Source organism: Celeribacter sp. (assembly GCF_048259695.1).
GTDB lineage: Bacteria > Pseudomonadota > Alphaproteobacteria > Rhodobacterales > Rhodobacteraceae > Celeribacter.
Map to the genome: position 1 here is coordinate 325914 of NZ_JBLXHL010000001.1, position 19454 is coordinate 345367.

General features: G+C 54.2%; 15 protein-coding genes and 1 tRNA gene. 4 read left to right on the forward strand and 12 right to left on the reverse strand.

Features of this window, described 5'->3' with window-relative positions; genetic code table 11:
• Positions 1-49: 49 nt before the first annotated feature.
• Positions 50-703 carry a protein-L-isoaspartate O-methyltransferase family protein gene (locus ACN0Q0_RS01590; protein ID WP_417241595.1) on the reverse strand — a complete coding sequence of 218 codons (654 nt, stop codon included), beginning with the start codon at positions 701-703 and terminating at the stop codon, positions 50-52.
• A gap of 137 nt (positions 704-840) precedes the next feature.
• Here ACN0Q0_RS01590 and ACN0Q0_RS01595 point away from each other — a divergent pair.
• Positions 841-914, forward strand: a tRNA-Cys gene (locus ACN0Q0_RS01595).
• Between the two features lie 198 nt (positions 915-1112).
• On the opposite strand, the gene ACN0Q0_RS01600 is transcribed toward ACN0Q0_RS01595, so the two are convergent.
• The 3 genes from ACN0Q0_RS01600 to ACN0Q0_RS01610 all read right to left on the reverse strand — a co-directional run bounded on the left by ACN0Q0_RS01600 (position 1113) and on the right by ACN0Q0_RS01610 (position 4006).
• Positions 1113-1271, reverse strand: coding sequence for a hypothetical protein (locus tag ACN0Q0_RS01600; RefSeq protein WP_417241596.1), 159 nt, complete (start codon positions 1269-1271; stop codon positions 1113-1115).
• A 501-nt stretch (positions 1272-1772) separates the two neighbouring features.
• On the reverse strand, positions 1773-2936 hold the full coding sequence (locus tag ACN0Q0_RS01605; RefSeq protein ID WP_417241597.1) for a DNA cytosine methyltransferase: 1164 nt from the start codon (positions 2934-2936) through the stop codon (positions 1773-1775).
• Entirely contained in the window at positions 2933-4006 is a 1074-nt protein-coding gene (locus ACN0Q0_RS01610; RefSeq protein WP_417241598.1) for a DNA cytosine methyltransferase, read from the reverse strand. The genes ACN0Q0_RS01605 and ACN0Q0_RS01610 overlap by 4 nt, the downstream gene beginning before the upstream one ends.
• 86 nt (positions 4007-4092) lie before the next feature.
• Here ACN0Q0_RS01610 and ACN0Q0_RS01615 point away from each other — a divergent pair, with 86 nt between their 5' ends.
• Positions 4093-5091, forward strand: a complete 999-nt coding sequence (locus ACN0Q0_RS01615) for an HNH endonuclease (protein ID WP_417241599.1) — start codon at positions 4093-4095, stop codon at positions 5089-5091.
• Between the two features lie 213 nt (positions 5092-5304).
• Here the strand turns inward: ACN0Q0_RS01615 and ACN0Q0_RS01620 are convergent, their stop codons facing one another.
• From ACN0Q0_RS01620 to ACN0Q0_RS01640, 5 genes are all read right to left on the reverse strand, one after another.
• On the reverse strand, positions 5305-6099 hold the full coding sequence (locus tag ACN0Q0_RS01620; protein ID WP_417241600.1) for a hypothetical protein: 795 nt from the start codon (positions 6097-6099) through the stop codon (positions 5305-5307).
• 608 nt (positions 6100-6707) lie between these two features.
• Entirely contained in the window at positions 6708-7475 is a 768-nt protein-coding gene (locus ACN0Q0_RS01625) for an SDR family NAD(P)-dependent oxidoreductase (RefSeq protein WP_417241601.1), read from the reverse strand.
• Positions 7476-7641: 166 nt separating this feature from the next.
• Positions 7642-8739: a substrate-binding domain-containing protein gene (locus ACN0Q0_RS01630; protein WP_417241602.1), complete on the reverse strand. Its 1098-nt coding sequence runs from the start codon at positions 8737-8739 to the stop codon at positions 7642-7644.
• A gap of 110 nt (positions 8740-8849) precedes the next feature.
• Positions 8850-10295 carry a sugar ABC transporter ATP-binding protein gene (locus ACN0Q0_RS01635; protein WP_417241603.1) on the reverse strand — a complete coding sequence of 482 codons (1446 nt, stop codon included), beginning with the start codon at positions 10293-10295 and terminating at the stop codon, positions 8850-8852.
• 98 nt (positions 10296-10393) lie between these two features.
• Positions 10394-11404, reverse strand: coding sequence for an ABC transporter permease (locus ACN0Q0_RS01640; protein ID WP_417241604.1), 1011 nt, complete (start codon positions 11402-11404; stop codon positions 10394-10396).
• Positions 11405-12098: 694 nt separating this feature from the next.
• On the opposite strand from ACN0Q0_RS01640, the gene ACN0Q0_RS01645 reads away from it, so the two are divergent.
• Positions 12099-13091, forward strand: coding sequence for a LacI family DNA-binding transcriptional regulator (locus tag ACN0Q0_RS01645; RefSeq protein ID WP_417241605.1), 993 nt, complete (start codon positions 12099-12101; stop codon positions 13089-13091).
• An 11-nt stretch (positions 13092-13102) separates the two neighbouring features.
• Here ACN0Q0_RS01645 and pyk read toward each other — a convergent pair whose 3' ends face one another.
• From pyk to ACN0Q0_RS01660, 3 genes are read right to left on the reverse strand one after another with little or no spacing between them, the layout of a single operon-like run.
• Positions 13103-14560, reverse strand: a complete 1458-nt coding sequence (gene pyk, locus ACN0Q0_RS01650) for a pyruvate kinase (RefSeq protein ID WP_417241606.1) — start codon at positions 14558-14560, stop codon at positions 13103-13105.
• 40 nt (positions 14561-14600) lie between these two features.
• Positions 14601-15911 (reverse strand): phosphopyruvate hydratase, encoded by a 1311-nt coding sequence (eno, locus tag ACN0Q0_RS01655; RefSeq protein WP_417241607.1) that lies wholly within the window; start codon positions 15909-15911, stop codon positions 14601-14603.
• The gene (locus tag ACN0Q0_RS01660; RefSeq protein WP_417241608.1) at positions 15908-16915 is read right to left on the reverse strand and encodes a phosphotransferase; all 1008 of its coding nucleotides are present in this window, start codon (positions 16913-16915) and stop codon (positions 15908-15910) included. The genes eno and ACN0Q0_RS01660 overlap by 4 nt, the downstream gene beginning before the upstream one ends.
• A 262-nt stretch (positions 16916-17177) precedes the next feature.
• On the opposite strand from ACN0Q0_RS01660, the gene ACN0Q0_RS01665 reads away from it, so the two are divergent.
• The gene (locus ACN0Q0_RS01665) at positions 17178-19247 is read left to right on the forward strand and encodes a hypothetical protein (RefSeq protein ID WP_417241609.1); all 2070 of its coding nucleotides are present in this window, start codon (positions 17178-17180) and stop codon (positions 19245-19247) included.
• Positions 19248-19454 lie beyond the last annotated feature (207 nt).

Here is a 19454-nt window from a genome sequence, read left to right on the forward strand (position 1 = left end):
GATCTGACCTCGTCTGACGCTCGCGCACCGGAACTGACCGGACCATCGCTCAAAGCGCGAATGCTTTTTTTGCCTCGAAACCGGGAAGCACCGGAGCGGTCGCATTGAACGAGGCGCGCCAGTTGATTTCACCGTCTATATTGTAGCCCAACTTCATAATGCCAAGAGCACCATCCAGAAAAATGCAGGCAATGCGTCCACCGGATTTCACCTGTGACAAAATCGCGTCAGGAAGCGTTTCCACACCGCCTTGCAAAATCACCACATCATAGGGTCCGTGTTGGGGCGCACCGTCCGCCAGGACTGCTGTTTCGACTACGACGTTATCGACGCCCGCTTCCATGAGGTTATTTGCCGCAGCCGCCGCCATGTCCGCGTCTTCCTCGACCGCGATCACAGCCTCGGCCATATGGGCAATAACCGCAGACGAATAGCCCAGACCCGCCCCCAGATCGAGCACAAGCTCATCGGACTGGATGTCGAGCTCGTCGAGCATCTTTGCCAAAACCCGTGGGTCGAGCACCACGCGACCATTCCCGAGATCCAGATGTTCCCCCACATAGGCCGCGTCCCGTTTGGCCGCCGGCACAAAGGCCTCGCGCGGCACGGTGAGCATCGATTGAATGATCGGGAACTTGGTCACATCGGAGGGCCGCACTTGCGTGTCGACCATTGTGGTGCGCAGTTGGGAGAAATTTGGCATGATCTGAACTCTTTTGTTCATACGGAGTTACGCCCCTTATAGCCACGCCCGTCCCCAAAGAGCAACATCAGAAAGACACCATTTGTCCGCTTGCGAACCCTGAACTCATCGTATAAACCGCGCTCACCACCACGTGAGGCGAGTTGGCGGAGTGGTGACGCAGCGGATTGCAAATCCGTCCACACCGGTTCGATTCCGGTACTCGCCTCCATTTACTTTCAAAGGCTTAACACGAAACGCGCTTTTGAGACCTTGAAAGTCTAAAAAAATGTCTAAACATTCTGTTTTTGTTCCGTTCTCTTTTGCTGCGCGTGTTGCGCCCTGATTTTCTGACGAACCTGTTTGGTGTAATGGTTCACCATCGCGGGGCTTTGGCCCGTTCCGTTGACGGTATACATATTTTGGAAGCTCACGTTTCACCATGGCGCATATCGATCCTTTCAAATTCGTCCGCTACGTCTTGCTTGAAAAACACAAGCTCGATCTTGCGTCCGTCAATTGTGACACGGCTTACCGCTTTGCCTGCATTCTCAAATGCGGTGAGCACCCCAATGGCCTTTTGTTCCATGCTTGTGGCTGCCATTTCATCACCGACTCAATCTAAATTTCTAACTGTAAGTTCGCGCACCCTTTGGGGTGAATGAGCGTGGCGCTTATGCAAACCGTTTCGATAATTGAGTCTAGGCAGCAAGAAGAATTACGATAAGAACTTCGGCCAGCTTTATGGGCCGCGGTGCCTAGCGTGTCACTAAAAGCATATGTCTGATTGTGGCTTTACCGCACCCGTGAGAAAAGCAAGCACCACACTGAAAAAAATAATTGACGGCCGAAAGCGGTAGCAGTGTCACTAATTGCATATATTGCCACGAAAGGTATATGCAAAACGCCCCTTCCCCTCCTCCGAGACTTGGAGGTCTCCGAAGGTAAGGGGCTCGGGTTGGCTCCTGTATTTGAAACGTCGAAATTTTGGCGTACGGCGCAAAAATGCATCGTGTGTCACAATGGGGCGAAAGAAAGGCTAGCGGCACGCTATGGCGACGTCTAAGCACCTCACAGGGCGCGGATACAGCTAGCTTTGCATAGCTGTCGCAACAGACGTTGCTATGATCGCACCGAACTGCGGAGCAACGGCATTTCCAATCATCTTGTAAATGTCCCCCATAGAGCCACAAAATTTGAAATCGTCTGGAAAACTTTGCAACCGCGCCGCCTCCCTTAAAGTTATTGAGCGTGCTTGGTTGGGGTCAGGATGAATGTGCCTTAAGCCATCCTTGTGCAGATGCGCCGGAATAAGATTGCTCGGCGCATCACGGTTAAGGACATGATACTTGTGAACAGCCGATTTTTTTCCAACCCGCTCTTCATACAGTTTTTTGAGCGCCTCAACGCTTTTGTATTTTGGGGCATCTGAAATTGCATCTTCAGCCAACAATTTGAACGTTTCAATGTCGCGAGCGTTATGAAAACGCGGGCGATGCAGTGGGTCAGTTCCGCAAGATTGGTGGGAAATTCTTGATTTAGGCCGCTCATCAGGGCTGAACGGCACTAGGGCAGGAAGATCGCCGATTGCCTGTCCAACGGTACCAAAACTTTTCTTGCTCTCTCGCATGAACCTGTGAAATCGTTCTACTTTTTCGACGTGCTTTGCTATATCGGTACGGACCCCAAAAATGATGACGCGTTTTCTATGTTGTGGCCCCCCAAAGTCCGCAAAATCATAAGATAGACGTTTGTCAATTTTGCCAATGTAATAACCGGCCTTCGAAAACTCATGCTCTATTTCCTCGGCAATAGGAACGCCATTTGGTTTAGCACTCAGCATACCCACGACATTTTCAAACACGAAAAAGCTTGGCGCGAGCACGCTAAGCACATGACAATAGGCTTCAAACAAATAGTTTCTATAGTCGTTGCGCATGCCATTTGGGTCGCGAACTCGCCCTGCCATAGAATACGCTTGGCAGGGTGGTCCACCAATAATGCCGTCAATTCCGCCATGCTGACGTACAACTGACGTTAGGCTAGAAGCGCCATCGTCCAAATATGCCTCATAGTTTCGAATATCTACCTGAAAAACGCTTGGGTCTATTCCATTCACTGGCTCTACAAAGTTGGCAAGTAACGTATCACAGCATGACTTTTCCCACTCAACAAAGGCAACGGACTTCATGCCTTTAGCTTTGAAGCCAAGCGCAAGCCCACCACATCCGGCGAAAAGGTCGACGACTTTCATTCGCGGATTGCCTTGTCTATTTGCAACGCAATTGCTTGAGCTAAAAAGACTGGGACCGCGTTACCGACCTGACGGTTCTGCTCAGTCTTCGAACCGTAAAAAACGAAGTCATCAGGAAATGACTGAAGGCGAGCATTCTCACGTATGGTGGGAACGCGGTCATACTTGTAGTGAAAATGATTTCGGTGCCCTGTATCAATAGTCCTTGATGGTCGCTTGCTATGATACCGCGTCCAGGCCTCATTGAATTTTCGACTTTCACCAACACCGGGCGGAAGATCTTTGTGGTTCCCGCCCTCGGGAACCTGCCGAATTGTCTCGATAACAAACGGCTTATGAGCTGTTGGTCTGTGGTTAACGGCCATAGAGGAGTTTTCTCGCATCAAGGCTTGGTACTCGCCAGACGTGCCAAACAAATAGTTCGCTGCATCTTGGTTGATACCCTCCATTGATGGCAGGTCTCCAATTGCGTCTTCGCAACTTATAAATGACCCGTCCATGTGAGTGGGTTCTGGCCACTTAAAGCGGAATTCAGGTTTTGTTGCGACGAAAAACAGTCTCAGGCGATGCTGTGGAACACCAAAATTTGCAGAATCTAAAATCTTTGTCTGAACGTCATACCCCAGATCCTCGAACTTGCGTTCAATTTCTCTTTTAGCCTGCCCGCCATAGAGGGTCGCCATCCCTCTGACATTCTCAATAAGCACAGCCTTGGGTTGGAAGGCTTCAACGCCATGAAAAACGGAATTGTAAAGTGAGTTACGCGCATCATCAAAGCGCCTCGTCCCAGTCAACGAGAACCCTTGGCAAGGCGGGCCGCCAACCAAAACATCCAGATGGCGACCGTCAAGAGTGCTCTCAATCTTCTCAACCCACGCATCAGAATTCAGGTCCCAATTCGCAGAGAATCCGACATTTTTTCGGTACGTTTCCAAAGCCGGTTCATTGTGGTCAATGCCCGCAACAGCCTTAAATCCCGCCCTTGCAAACCCCAAAGACAAGCCTCCGCAGCCACAAAATAAATCAATAAAATTTAGACCGTTGGGCCCGCGGCTCTTATAAGCTTGCATTGTATTTTACGGTTGCCCCAGTGTTGGTTTTAAGACTTATTGGATCACGAGCGTTTAGTGAAGTTTTGGTCTGGAGGCAAGTTTTCATGTTTGGTTTTGCAAAGGTACTGGGGTCGCAAGAAAGCGGCTATTCAGGTGATAGACCGAACCAACGGGGCAAATATATCCTAGTTCCACTGGATGCACTTAACGCCTTTCCACCACTAACAAGCGCAGTGCTCAATGATCAAACCGCAATACGAATCCGTACAGACAACGGAGCCGATTTTGCCCTCAACATGGTTTATCATAACGCAAAGTTTTTTCCCGAGACCCACCAACGCGCTCACAACGAAATCCGCATTTATCGCAACAATACCTTTGAAGACAGCCTAGGCGCGGATAGAGGCGTGCTCATCGTATTCCTACCCAAAGCTATGGGCGATTATATAGTATTCTCATACCGTGAGGGCGAAGCGGGATATGATTTTTGGAAACGGTATTCAGGCATTTCTTTTCCAGTATCCGAAGTTGCCAAGGATCCGATGACCCAACACCGGTTCAACGAGGTTATAGATGAGTCGCAGAACCCATTGATCTCCAATCCCAAAGAGATTTCAGAACGCTTGAGAAAAATGGAGGCAAAGCGTACCAAGCTATTAGCACTGACACGTGTACAGCAAACCCCGCACCCCACGGATCCGGCATGGCCGTTACAGAGTATTATTTCCACACAGCAAGCGTTTAGCGAATACGTTAGAGAAATGTATGGTGGAAAATGCGCTCTTAGGGGGGAAGCTCTTATTGAAAATAGTTCTGTTGGTTTAGATGCGGCCCACATTAAAGCTCACAGCCACCAAGGCCCACTTTTACCCACAAATGGCATCTTAATGTCTGCCGACTTACACAGGCTATTCGATAAGGGGCACTTTACCCTCAGTAACGAGCGCAAGGTTGAGGTACACTCGACCACTCCGAGCGCGAGTGCGTTGTGGGCATTTCACGGCAAGCAAATAGAACCTGAAAGCGGGTATGAGTTATTCTCCCCCTTTCTGCCCTATATCGAGCATCATAGAGCAAACGTTTTTAACCTATGCACGGTCTAGAATGGCAAAGAAAATGCATGCTTCAAGGGGAGCATCTTCGCTAAGCCTTTAGCCCCCCCAATAAGCATAACCTTGATCTCAAACTGTCTAAACTTTCACCCTATGTTCCGCGCATTTTCGACACATCTCTAAACACAAAATACAGCTAATTCAGACACATACCTAGTCTTGCAAATCCGTCCACACCGGTTCGATTCCGGTACTCGCCTCCATTTAAAAACAATCACTTACATCACACCTTGCCGTGTTTGAGGCCCCGCGTTTACAGGGGCGTTTACAGTTTTGTGTCTTGAGACAGTGATTTTGCTCGATTGAGCTTGCACAGAACCGCATCGCTTTCGGGCGGGCTAAAGCTCCGGAATCTGCCTCTGCAGAAACCGCCTGCTTCAGAAAATCCCTAAACGCCATCGCTTGAAACTTTTGGAGCGTTTGGGAGAAGCCAACTTTTTCCAGAAATTGGGTTTGGTTGCCTTGGAACCAAAAGTTGGTTTCCCGAATTTTAGCGGGATCAAAACACTCTTGCGCCACCGTAACGAGGTGATCAAGCAACGTGATGTAGTCAACGATGTAATGCCTGTGTTCACTCAAGGCCTGACTGGTTTCGAACCAGCGCCGCAACCCCGCGGCCAAGTCTTTGTACAGAACTGTTTCCCAGCCCCTTGGCATTTCGAAACCCGGCGGCACCAACGTAAGTAGATACCTCTTGTCCACATCTGGGAATTTCGTGCTGTAGCGTTGGAGTTGTGCAAAATCAGGGTAGCTCTTCACCTTATTCTCAACAATGAGAACAGGTGTTTCACCATCGCGAACAACAAGATCTAGATTCTGCTCTTCACGCGCGATTTTGCAATCGTCGACCGACAGATCAAACACATGCGCCAGAGCGCGAGGATATGCTTCGAAAAGCCACGACAAGAAATCCGAGTGAAACAGCTCTCGTGACCCCAGCGACATTCGCTGCATCGGGGATGCCTCCAGCCAAGCAATCGAATCTCTTAATGCGCCCAAAACAAACCTTCTTCACTATGCCTTATTACTTTAATCAAGCCACTCATCTCGGTGTCAATGGTTGGAGCTATGCCTGTAGCCCCGCAGCACGAACCTGCTCGGGCGTCACTAGCTTTGACGCGATCAAGTCTTCGATCTTCCGGTTGTAATGTGGCGGCACAGGGGATGGCACTCGTGGATCCATGCGGCGAGGCTCGCACGACCCCTTGGCCTCAGCCTCTCGCGGCTTCTCGCGGCCCGCCTGTATTTGGGCAAGACCCTTCTCCCGCCTGAAAGATCCATCGGGCGCATCTTGAACCAGTTGTCCGAGAAACAGACCTTGCTGCGGGTGTAGCCTTCGCTTTCCTTCGCATAGGCTTTGATCGCTTGTTTCAGGTCATCGGGCTCCACCCCGGCCTTCACCGTCGCGGCGATCAGGCGCAGACTGGTTCGCCGGTCTAGGATCCTGTCTTCGGGATAGGCTGCCAAGACCTTCCCAGATTCAAGGTCTTCAACTCTCTCAGCCCGATCTCGATCAAGATTCTTTCTCGCAGAAAGTCGATGATGGTGCGCTTGACCGCGCGCTCGCTAAGCTTTGTGTGGCGTTGGATCCTCCCCTTGGGGCGATACTAGATATTCGGATAGAGGCTGCACCCACCATCGATCGTCAATACAGAACCGGTCATGTAGCTGCTCATATCCGAAACCAGAAACGCAAAGGCGTTCGCCACACTTTCGGGCGACTGCAATCGACCAAGCGGAATGGCGCAATCGGTGCGAGCGCGATAAGCAGCATCCTCGGTATACATCTTCAATGCCATGCCCGCACCGACAATGCCCGGCGCCACAGCATTGGCACGTATGCCGCGAGACGCAAGTTCCCGTGCAAACCCGCGCATCATCGCTTTCATACCGGATTTCGAGGTGTTGTAGGGCGTCAATTCGGGCCATGGCACGTCTTGGACCCACGACGAGGTAAAGATCAAATTGCCCTGCGCCCCTTCGGCAAGCCAGAGCTTGGTGGCGGCTTGGGCGACGACAAAGGTCCCACGCAAGTTCACCCGCATCAGCTCGTCGAAATCCTCGAGCGTATAACTCTCGACACCCGCGACATGCACAATGCCTGTATGGCAACACACGGTGTCCGGCGCACCCAACTTTTCGGTAATCGCCGAGAATGCCGCCGCGACCTGCACCTCGTCGGCGGAGTCGCATTTGAAATACGAAACCTGCCCTTCGGGCGCGTCGAAGCAGTTTACGGCAGCGTCCGGTTCAATGATGTCGAGGGCCGCAACCCGCGCCCCAAGACCGCATAATTTATTGACGACCGCCACACCCAAAGCGCCGCACGCGCCTGTTATAACGACTATTTTACCATTCAAATCCAATGGGTTCATGACAAAGATTCCTTGTATGTTCATTTGTACCACGACGCAGGTGGGCAAAATTCCGATCTATCCGGGCCGTCCCGCGAAAGGGACCGCGCCAGACCATCGCAGGAAAACGCGGACGGGTCTGGCGGTTGGTAGGGCGCCGAAGCCCCCTACCCCTCACATTGCGAAATTAGTCCCAATAGCCAGGCAGATCCGGGTTGTTGAGATCTTTCGCCTGCATGTCGTAACCATCACTTTGACGACGTTCCTTGTACTTATCCGAGTAGAAATAGTCGGCGTTCTCTTGTGTCACCACCGAGCTGCCCGTGTTCATCAGAGGAATGTCAAAGGCAGGGCGATCGTTTGTGTAGTCCCACATTGGGTCGAGCAACCCATGACGATCGAGATAGAGTGCCAAGAGGCCCATATAGCCGAAGGTGTAGGGGTCGGGCATGATCGCCGCTTCCAACTTGCCTTCCTTGATGTAGTCAAGAACGTTCGGGTTGGTGTCGAATGTCAGGACTTTCACCTCCGAGGAGGCCTCTTGCAACGCAGTCACAGCGCCCATTGCTGCGGTTGGGTTCACGGTGAAAATAAAGTCCAGATCAGGGTGTGCCTGGATCAAAGAGGACGCATCTTGCGCGCCTTTGATTTCATCGTGACCCGGGTTGGTGCGGGCAACGATTTTGATGTCCGGCCAATAGGTTTCCATATTCTTGGTGAAGGCCGCGGAGCGGTTGTCCAGATTGACCTGACCCACAGTTTCCATGACGGCGATTTCACCTTTGCCGCCAAGTGCTTCCCCGATGTAATCGGCCGCCTTGCGGGTCATGAGATCTTCGTTGTGGTTGATCCACATCGCGACTTGCGCACCAGGAATTGGGTTCTCGCCAATCACCAACGGGATATCCAGTTCATTGGCGCGTTCGGCGGAGGCCGAAAGCGGATCACCATCGCTGGGGTTGATCATGATACCCGCCGGATTGAAGGCCATGATTTGCTCGAAAACGCGGATTTGTTCGGAAATATCGGCCGTTGTTGCGCCCATATACTTCGTGTTCACCCCGAGTTGGCGACCCGCATCCATGAAACCTTCATAATAGCTGGTCCAGAAATCGTAGCCGCTCAAGAATGTCAAAAGATAGTAGGTTTCCTCCTCGGAGCCGACAAATGCGGGACGTGAATTGGACGAGAACCCCTCGCCATCGGCGGCATGTGCCAAGCCTCCACCGAACCCAAATACTGTGATTGCGGCCGCAGCAACGGCCCCCATAAGCGTATGTTTCAACTTTTTATCCTCCATATAAGTTGATCGTCAGTTCGTTCGTTTCGCCAAAATAGTTCACGTGAACACATTTGGACGGATTGAGCCGGGACCGGCCCGGATTAAACTCTTGGTCAGTGCACGGGGATTTCGCCGTGCTCAAAAACACCAGATGCCTGGTGGTGTAGATATTGCTCGTTGATTTGGTCGCCTGTCGCCTCGGCGGCGATCCGACCCTCGTGCATAACGATCACGCGGTCGCACAGGCCAACCACCTCCATCAGGTCCGAAGAAATGACGATAACACCTACGCCGCTGTCGGTAAGATGACGCATCATTTGATAGATTTCGATCTTTGCGCCGATGTCGATGCCCTTGGTCGGCTCATCGAAAATGATGATCTTCGGTGTGATCGAGAGCCCCTTTGCAATCAGCACTTTTTGCTGATTGCCGCCGCTGAGATTGATACAGAGCTGCCGCACGTCAGAGGACTTGATATTGAGACTATCGCGATACTCCGAAGCAAGCCGCGCCTCTTTTGACGCGCTTAGAAACAACCCCTTAACAATGTTATCAAGATCAAGCGCCGAGATGTTTTGCTGAATACTCTTATCAAGGAACAGCCCCTCGTTTTTGCGATCTTCGGTGAGATAGACAATCCCGCTTTTCAAGGCATCCGAGTAGCGCGTGATATTCACCGTCTGCCCATCGATCGAGACTTTTCCAGCGTTTTTTCCGTCCAGTCCGCACAGGCTTTTGAACAACTCGCTACGTCCACAGCCGATAAGGCCGGAGAACCCGAGGATCTCCCCGCGTTTCAGTTCGAAGTTGATCTCGTGAAAATTCGTGGCGTGATCAAAATCATGTGCGGCAAAAACCGGCGCACCAATTGCGCTCGACTTCTTCGGGAAAAAATCAACCACCTCACGGCCGATCATCTTGTTGATGATGGTCATTTTGTCGACCTCGGCGACGTTCAGCGTGTCGATGTATTTCCCGTCGCGCAGAATGGTGACCCGATCGCAAATTGCAAAAATCTCTTCCATCCGGTGGCTGATATAAAGAATGCCAACACCGCGTTTTTTCAACGCCGCTATGATGTCAAACAGATCGTCGGTTTCGCTTTCGGTCAGGGATGATGTCGGCTCGTCAAAGATGATAACCTTCGCATTGATCGAAGTCGCTTTTACAATCTCGACGATCTGCTGTTGAGAGATCGACAGGTTGCTCATCTTGGTGCGCGGATCAAGGTCGAGATGGAACTTGGCCATCTCTTCACGGGCGCGCCGGTTCAATTCAGCGAAGTCGATAAAATCGAGCGTGCCCTGCGCAATCTCACTCATGAAGATGTTTTCGGCGATGGAGACGTCCGGACAATTGACCAACTCTTGGTGCACAAGGCTGATGCCCATATTGATTGCCTCGAGCACATTGGAGAAATTAACCGACTGGCCTTCAATCCGAAGATCGCCATGCTCCAATGAATACACACCCGAAACGATCTTCATCAGCGTCGATTTCCCCGCACCGTTTTCACCGACCAGACTGTGCACCTCTCCGGCGCGCAGCTCCAGATGCACATCTTCAAGCGCTTTCACACCAGGGAAATACTTCGAGACATTCTTTGCTTCGACAATAACGTCACTCATAGCTCTCTCCTATCAACCCGCGATCCCAGCTAGCTCTTGCGCCCATTGCCCCGAAGGACAAAGGCATCGAGAAGCACAGCGAGGAGCAAGATCACGTTACTGATGAGTGACTGCCAGTAGACTGACACGCCCAACAAGACGATCGCGCTGCTCACGAAGCCAAGGAAAACCAACGCCAGAGATGTCCCGATGATCGAGCCCTGTCCGCCATTGAGGGTCGCACCACCAATCACGGCCGCGGCGATCAATTGCACTTCCATACCGAGGCCGAAGTTTGGCGAAGCGGAGCTGAAACGCGCCACGGACAGGACACCCGCGATGCCGCACAGCAGGCCGATAAAGGCGTAAATGCCGAATTTTATCTTATTGACATTAATGCCTGAAAAATGTGCCGCGTTTTCGTTACTGCCGATGTAGACGGCCTTGCGCAGCACCTTTGATTTCTTGAGATAGATATGTGTTATGATGGTCAGGATCACAAAAATGATGATCAGGTAAGAAACGCCCATGACCTTGCCACTGCCAATCTCGCGCAACCAGGCCGGCATTTCACGCATGGAAATCGGCGTCCCCTTTGTTGCGACCAAAGTCACCCCGCGGCTGATCCCCATAATGGCCAGCGTTGCGATAAAGGCCCCGAGACGGAAACGCGTGATCAGTAGGCCGTTGATACAACCAAACAGCAGTGCCACACCGACACCGGCCACCAACGCAAACCAAATGTTGGTCGCGAGGAACACCTTGCCAAGCACTGCGGCGCTGATGGCGACAAGACCACCAACCGAGAGATCAAGTCCGCCGATGACAAGAGCCAATGTCACGCCAATCCCGACGATACCCGCGATGGAGACACTCAACAGGGTTGTTTGAATATTATTCATGGTCGCAAACATCGGGGTCACGTTGGACAGGACGAGAAACATCGCCGCGATCAACAAGACGAGTGTCGCCTCGCGGTATTGTAGCACGCGCTTCACGAGCGCACCTGCGGGCAACTTGGCCCCACCAATTTCTTCAACTGCTATCTCGTTGTTGCTCATCGAGCCGACTCCCTAATCTGTTCTGACGGCGCAATCTACCGCCCGTCAGTCCCGTCTGTGATGCACAGGATTTCTCCGCAGCACCTTTCCCCCATGATCAGCGGCCCGACTTACAGACCGCCGATTGCGCGTCATTTTTGTCGCAAGGAAAACCCGAAGGCCGCGCCTGATGCGGTCGAAAGGATCGTCGCCGCAAACGTCACAACTTCCCCTCGGCAAAACGGCACATTTCCTGCCGCTGCCCTCCAGATTCGTCTCCCTGCGTCGCAAAATCCGGCGCAATGTTCACGTGAACAATAGGAGTGCGAATTTGACCTGTCAAGCGCCCCCGCCACACAGAAACCATGGGCAACCATCGAAACATTGCGCCATAAAAAAAGGCTATATATATGTTATATATTGCTTAATTTGACATGAGAGACATTCTGAAGCCCGTTTCGCGCCACGCAACGAGACCCAAGCCCTGACAAATATGAGGGTGCTTGGGCGCGGGCGGCCCTCATTTTTCGTTTTGCGAGGTGCGCCCCACAGGTTCGGCGAATCATATGCTCTGCACCCCACATCCGGACCGGATACCTGCGTCACGGATGCGCCGCGTTGAACCACGCATAAATCGGACTAAACTCCCGACATTCTTTGTCAAACTCGACGCAATAGGCTAGTGACTGAAGCGCGGAAACGAAAGGAAGCACCTGTGGCCAGAAGTGTAACAATCAAGACCATCGCCCAGGACCTCGGGATCTCCCACATGACGGTTTCACGCGCCCTCTCGAACAGCCCGAATGTGCGTTCAGAGACACGTGAACTCATCCAAAAGCGTGCGGCCGAACTCGGTTACGTGCGCAATGCTGCCGCGAGTGCGATGCGCGGAGATACGACACGTATTGTCGGGTTGCTCATCCCCAATCTGGTCAATGAATTTTACGCACGGTTCGCCAATGCGCTCGCCATTTTGTGCGAGGATAACGACCTTCACCTGATTACGCATTTGACAAATGACGACGCGGGTCGCGAACGTTTGGCGTTGATGAAATTGCGCGAATTGCAAACCAGCGCAGTGATCATGGTCCCTGCGCCATCAGTTGAAACGCATAGCGCGCACCTGTTTCATGGCATAAAAACGGTACAGTTCATCCGGACACAGAAACTGCCGTTTGATGCAGACAGTATCGTGATCGAAGACGCCCAATCGATCAAGGACGCGGTGCACCATCTGGCCGCGAAGGGGCATCAGAAAATTTGCTACCTCGGCGGCCATGCACTTTTGTCATCCGGACGTGAACGCAAGGCCGCGTTCATTGCAGCCATGGAAACAAACGGCCTGCCGGTTCGTGATGCGCTCGTTCAAACCGCAGTCCCATCCTTTAATATGGGGGCAGAAAGGGCGTCATCTATTTTGTCGGGAGACATCGATGCCAGCGCGATCATCTGCGGCGGGTTCGAAATCTCGAACGGCGCCCTTGATGCCTGCTTGAAAGCGGATGCGCGCATCCCTGATGATCTGGCATTTATTGGCTACGGCGACCCCGGTTTTTATCGCTGGATCCAAGGCGGTATTACGACCATCTCGCTTCCGATCGAAACACTGGCCGCGCAAGCTCTGGAGCTTCTAACCCCCAAGAATGCACACCTGTCAACACAGCAACACGCATTTGCAACCGAGCTGATTTTGCGCAATTCGACCTGACCCTTCTGCGCCTAACCGTCAAAGTTGACCACGCGGATGTTATTGGTACTTCCGGATTTTCCATAGGGAACGCCCGACAGGACCACCACGCAATCATCGGCGTCCGGAGACAGCAAACGCGTGATTTCGTGCATCGCCGTGTGAACCATCGACGTATAGTCCTCAACCTTGCTTTCGAGGACGGACCTCGCCCCCCAAACCAAGGCCATTTTTCGGGACACATGCGGCTCTCGTGTTAAAATCACCAGCGGTAACAGCGGGCGTCGCGCCGCGAGGCGAATGGCCGTAGAGCCGCTCGAGGAATAGGCAACGATGGCTCGGGCCTTCAAAGCAACAGCAAGTGCCGCACCCGTATCCGCAATCGAATCCGCCGCCGTTCGGGCCGCGTCCCGCGTGGCCGACATTGCTTTGAGATAAAGCGGGTGTTGCTCGGTCATGCGCACAATGCGATCCATGACCGCCACCGCCTCCTCCGGGTAGTCGCCACTTGCGCTTTCAGCCGACAACATGACCGCATCGGCACCGTCATAGACGGCTGTCGCCACATCTGACGCCTCGGCACGTGTCGGTGTGGGGGATGCCGTCATCGATTCCAACATTTGCGTGGCAACAATAACAGGACGGCATACGCGACGGCACAGGGCGATGATTTCCTTTTGATAACCCGGCACTTGTTCCGGCGGAATTTCAACACCGAGATCGCCACGGGCAATCATGATCCCCGCCGATTTCTCGACAATTGCCTCGATATCATCGAGCGCCGAGGGTTTCTCGATCTTCGCGATCAAACCCGCGCGGCCGTTCAACACCGCGAGAATCTCATCCAGATCCGTCGCCCTTTGCACGAAAGACAGAGCCACCCAGTCGACACCATGGGCAAGCCCAAAGGCAAGATCTGCACGGTCCTTTTGCGTCAAGACGGGCAGGTCGAGCACACAGTCCGGTAGGTTGACCCCCTTGCGGTCGCGCAAAACCTCCCCCGCAAGCACCTCGGCTTGCAGGCCATTTTCATGGCGGTTAATCACGCGGAGTCTGACACGCCCGTCATCGATCAAAATGCGATCACCGGGCCTGATATTTCGGAACACCTCGGCATGGGGGAGCGGGATCAACGCACGATCGTCACTCCTGTCTGCCAAGATGAAACCGAGGACATCCCCCTTGCGAACGACCCTCTTGCCTCCAGCAAGTTGACCTAGCCGGATTTTCGGCCCCTGTAAGTCTTGCAAGATACCAACCGGATATCCGGCCTCACGCTCCAGGGCTCGAATATGCGCAATGGTTTTCGCATGTGTGGCATGATCACCGTGACTGAAATTCAACCGGAATGTATCTACCCCGTTCTCCAGAAGCGTCTTGAGCATTGCCGGCGCGCCACTTGCGGGGCCAACCGTTGCAATAATTTTGGTGCGCCGATCACGTATCATGGGAGGCCTTTCACACAAATCCACCGCAATCCGGCGGAACATTTGCGGATGTATCGTTCAGGAATTCATGTTGGAGCGGCGCTTAGCGCCCCTTGCCCCACCACGTATTGGCCAACGGCTTGCCTCCAACAAATGCGCCGACGCTCGGGTCACTCTCGATGCGCAAACACTCATTCCATTTTGCCATCCGCTCGGAGCGCGTAAAGGAGCCCACCTTCAATTGTTCACCGTTCAACCCGATGGAGAGGTGAGAAATTGTCGTGTCTTCTGTCTCGCCCGAGCGCGCCGAAATCACCGGGCTGTAGCCCTCCGTTTTTGCGGCAAAAAACGTTTCAATCGTCTCGCTCACAGTGCCCGCTTGGTTCAATTTGACCAACACGGCATTGCAGGCCTTGTCGATCGCGGCCTGACGCAAAAGGTCGGCATTGGTCACCAAATAATCGTCACCAATGATTTGAACGCTGTCACCATAAGCCGCCGTAAATGCGACGATCCCCTCTTTGTCATCCTCACCGAGAGGATCCTCGATGGATGCAATCGGGTAGTCATCCATCCAACGACCAAGCAGTTCGATGAAGCCGTCAGAGTCCATGTCCTTACCATCGAGTGCCAAACGGTAGCGGCCATCTTTGCCAAATTCGGATGCAGCGATATCGAGCGAAATGACCACACGCTCACCGGGCACTTCGCCCGCACGATCGATGGCGCGCATGAGGGTTTCCAACGCTTCCTCGTTACTATCGAAAACCGGCCACCAGCCCCCTTCGTCCGCAACCCCAAGGCCGCCGCCCCCAACCTTTTCACTCATCAACTCACCTGCGGCGAAGTACACCTTTGAGGTCACTTCCATCACTTCATCGAAGCTTTCCGCACCGGGAACCATGATCATGAAGTCCTGAATATCAACACGCTGTGCGGCATGAGCGCCACCGCCAAAAATCTGGATTTCCGGCAGTGGGATCGTGGCGTTACGGCCGTAAGCTTGGCTAATCCACGCCCAAAGCGGCAGACCCGCCTCCGCAGCCGCGGCGTGCAGACAAGCCAGAGATGTCGCGACAGTTGCATTGCCTCCAAGGCTGGATTTGAATTGCGTGCCGTCAAGATCGATCATGGCCTTATCGATCGCGGCCAGATCAAAGCAGTCCATGCCACGAATGACCGGCGCTATTTTTGAAGTGACATTCTCGACAGCCTGGCCAACATTTTTGCCCAACAGGAAGCCCCCTCCGTCGCGCAGGTCAATCGCCTCGCGCGCCCCGCGGGAGGCACCGGCGGGAGCAATTGACCGCCCCATTGCACCACTTTGAAGGTAAACGTCGACTTCAACCGTTGGGTTGCCACGGGAGTCCCAAACGCGTCTGGAAATCACTTCTTTAATTGCTGAACCACTCATGATGTTATTGCTTTCGTTAGGCGAGAAAATAGGCCATCCAGTGTATCTTCCGGATGGGCGATGATGTGTAAGGAGAAGGCACGCACTCGTGCGCGCTGTGCCTCGTCGAGATATTCAACGGGAGACTTGCCGTCGACACGCGCCAACATCAGCATCGGCAAAAGGTGCGCGATGCGACGGCTCAAGGCGGCGACATCTTCCCAGTCCACAGCCTTCAAATAGGTCGACACAAAATCCGACACTTCGGAGAGATAGGGCCGCGCATGTTCTGGCGTGTGAACCCCCTTGAGCAAGAGATGGTTGAGGCAGAATGCAACGTCGAACGAGGCGCAGCCCATCGTCGCACATTCGGCATCCAACAGCACCGGCGCTCCGTCGCGGAACAGAATATTTTTGGGGCTGACGTCGCCGTGGACCAAAACGGTTTGCGCAGCGAACAAATCATCCGCCATCTCGTTGAGCGTATCGGCAACACCCGTGTGTATGCCGCCGACAAAGCGGAGATACGGCTCCAATCTCAGGGCGGAAAAGTCGGCAGCGTTGTCGAACGCGCGACGATCGAACCCTGCGCGCGCAGAGCGCTGATGCACGCCCGCCAAGAGGCGCGCAACCGTACCCGCCTCCCCCTCGACGGGACCGCGATCCATAAGTGCGTCTTTCCAGACGAACACATCATCACCGGACACAAACTCCATGACAAAACCGTTCTCGACCGTGGATCGCCCAAAGAGTTTGGGGAAATAGCCAAGCGCCATTTCAGAGGCAACTTCGAGCCAGGCATACTCCGCCGCATTGCGATGAACGGGCGCATGCCATTCTTCTTTCACGCGCAATTTCTCAAGCGCGAATTTGACACAATAGTCACCATTTTCGGTTTCGATTTTTGCGATGTCGGAAGCAACGCCGCCGGTCAAAGGCACCACGGATATGATTTCGTCGCGACGCGCGAGCCCAAGCTCCTCCAACAGAGATGCGCATCGATTTTCAAAGTCTTCCCCTACCATGCCGGCCCCGCCTTTCCAAAGTTACACACGTCAATGTTAGCTTTACAGTCAATGTTAGCTTTACAGTCAATGTTAGCTTTACAGTCAATGTTCACGTGAACATATACGTGCGAAACCGGAACTGTCAACCGCAGAAATTAGCGATTTGACGGCTATCGACGCCCACCCGCCCACAGCGAAGGAATCGTTCACACAGACGTTGATAGAGCCCGGACGGCTTGCGACTTGGGGCTGATTGGGGAATAAATGCAAGCAGACAGAGATGTTCACATCTCAAAACCAACCGACCAAAGACACGAGCCATTACCGAATTTCCATGTTCCGCTTTCAATTTGACGTTCTGCGCCACGCACCCACCCCCGTTTCGTTGATCCGCTCCGCACTCAAAGCCCTTGCACTTGCGGGGCCGCTTTGTTTTAGCGCCTCAGGCACACAGGCGGATCCCATGCCGCCCCTGTCCGAACTGGCCGGACACACGCTTGTCGGGGCGACAGTAGAGAGTTATGCGGTCTGGTCCGTCTATCTGTCCCCGAATGGCCCCGCACAATTCACCTATGCCAATGGCGAACGCGGGGAGGCGGCGTGGCGTGTCGCGGGTCGTAACATCCTTTGTTTCGACTTCGAGGGCAGTGGCAAAGAGGTCTGCAAACGTGGCAGCACCTATGGAACCGGCAGCGGGTGGTCCACGGTCGATCCGCAACCTGACGGAAGTTGGCGCCCCTTTCAGGAGGATCCGCACGGATCGTCCCGCATCTTTGCCGCATGGCCGGGGTATGTGCGCCACAACCCGGCCTCGTTCACAGGGGATCTCACCGGTTCACTGCCCGGAACGGTCTATATCGACGATCCTGGCTCGGGTATTTGGGCCGCGGAGTTCAGGCCCGATGGTCGAGGCACCCTGTTGACCGGGCGCGCCACACACGAGGTTGAGAGCACATCCTACGGTGCGCGCCGCCTTTGCCTCCAAGAGGAATGCGTCACCGTGCAGGTCAAGGACGGACGCCTTGCCCTTTATAAAGACGACAGTGACCGGTTGGAGGGCTACCTGATCTACCTCGCCATGGGCCGGTTCACGGCCCCGCCTGCGCCGGCGCCCGTGACGGATACGCAGGACACACAGATGGTCGCAGCGGTTGAAACCTCACCCGAAGAGGTTGCACAGGACAGACCCGCCGACGCCTCGGCCGGTGAAGACTGCGACGGGGTCTTCTATGCCGGAGGCGACTGTAACATTGTGACGAATGAGGCATTGTCAAAGGATATCACCCGTGCCGTGGAATCCGCGACAACGCCGCCAGACGAAACGGGCGAAACCCCGCCCGCGATGGCGGCTCCAGAGATCATTTACCCGTGGTTCGGGCGCTCTGCCGATCTGATGATCCAAAGGGTCGGCACGCGCGACAAACGCGGGCAAACCCGTGTCGACTTCAAAGACGGATCACCGCGGATCGGCGGGCGTGTTCTTGTCCCCTCGTTCACCCCTGACAATGCACGCATCGTGGCCGCAAGCGAAGCCTTGGCCCTGATCCGGTACTCTGGCCCGATGTTACCCGAGGGATGTGCCGAGGCCTATCGCTGGCTCTGGGTCGACGCTGCCGACCACGGCCTTCTGTCAGAGCCCTTTGGGTCCTGCAGCAAGGCCGATGATATCACGGTGCACTACCGTGGCTCCTGGATCGTCACGACCATCACACCCGACACCGGCGTGCCCAGCACCTTTGAAATTTTCCCGTATCGAAGCGACGGGCGTGATGCGTTGCGGCTCTCCGTCACGGCAGGCCCCTCTGTCGATTTCGAGCCCGTGTCCGAGGAGGATTGGAAAACCATCGAGCGCCGCGCGGCCGACGCACAACGCGCGGCTGACGCCGAAAGGGCCAAAGAGGACGCACGCCGGCGCGAGGCGGATTGGTTGGCCCGCAAAGCCGCCGATCTGGCCGCACTGCGCAAACCTGCGACACCCACGGGCCAGCTTGATGGCGGAAACGCTTTTGACATCCTTGCGCAAAAGGCCGTTCAATCCGCAATCGCATCTGCCGAGCATTCCGAGGTTCTGACACAAATCCTGTCCGAACATTTCACCCAGTCCGTTCACCTGCCGCGCAATGAGCGTGTCGGGGAGACCTATATCGGACTGGCCTGTGGCCCGGAGGGGTGCGGCAAGTTGTTGGTTGGCATGATATACAATAGCCGCACACGGGACGCCTTCGGGTTTATCAATGTCGACTTCACAGCGATCAGATTCGGCACGGACGAGTGGCTAAAACAGGACCCATCGGCGCAGGCCATCACTGAAGCTTTTGACACGATGATCAAGGCCATGCCCACCGAATAGCCCCGCGTGTTCACGTTACCGCGCAGGACCGCAGCCATGACAACAGTCCTTGCTGTCGTCGCACAGCTTTGCTCGTGATACCGCGAAAGCCGCGACAAGGCGGGCGTGAAACACCTGAGCGTGTCGCATTCGGGATAAAAACGGGGGCGCCGGGCCGCACGCCCCCGACCGTATTTCCTCCGGCGCCGACGTCACGGGACACACACC

Excerpts from the sequence above, each read along its gene's own strand:
- ACN0Q0_RS01600 (WP_417241596.1), bottom strand. The coding sequence starts at position 1,271 with ATGGAACAAAAGGCCATTGGGGTGCTCACCGCATTTGAGAATGCAGGC.
- eno (WP_417241607.1), bottom strand. The coding sequence starts at position 15,911 with ATGAGTGGTTCAGCAATTAAAGAAGTGATTTCCAGACGCGTTTGGGAC.
- ACN0Q0_RS01590 (WP_417241595.1), bottom strand. The coding sequence starts at position 703 with ATGCCAAATTTCTCCCAACTGCGCACCACAATGGTCGACACGCAAGTG.
- ACN0Q0_RS01640 (WP_417241604.1), bottom strand. The coding sequence starts at position 11,404 with ATGAGCAACAACGAGATAGCAGTTGAAGAAATTGGTGGGGCCAAGTTG.
- ACN0Q0_RS01665 (WP_417241609.1), top strand. The coding sequence starts at position 17,178 with ATGTTCACATCTCAAAACCAACCGACCAAAGACACGAGCCATTACCGA.
- ACN0Q0_RS01625 (WP_417241601.1), bottom strand. The coding sequence starts at position 7,475 with ATGAACCCATTGGATTTGAATGGTAAAATAGTCGTTATAACAGGCGCG.
- ACN0Q0_RS01610 (WP_417241598.1), bottom strand. The coding sequence starts at position 4,006 with ATGCAAGCTTATAAGAGCCGCGGGCCCAACGGTCTAAATTTTATTGAT.
- ACN0Q0_RS01615 (WP_417241599.1), top strand. The coding sequence starts at position 4,093 with ATGTTTGGTTTTGCAAAGGTACTGGGGTCGCAAGAAAGCGGCTATTCA.
- pyk (WP_417241606.1), bottom strand. The coding sequence starts at position 14,560 with ATGTTCCGCCGGATTGCGGTGGATTTGTGTGAAAGGCCTCCCATGATA.
- ACN0Q0_RS01660 (WP_417241608.1), bottom strand. The coding sequence starts at position 16,915 with ATGGTAGGGGAAGACTTTGAAAATCGATGCGCATCTCTGTTGGAGGAG.
- ACN0Q0_RS01605 (WP_417241597.1), bottom strand. The coding sequence starts at position 2,936 with ATGAAAGTCGTCGACCTTTTCGCCGGATGTGGTGGGCTTGCGCTTGGC.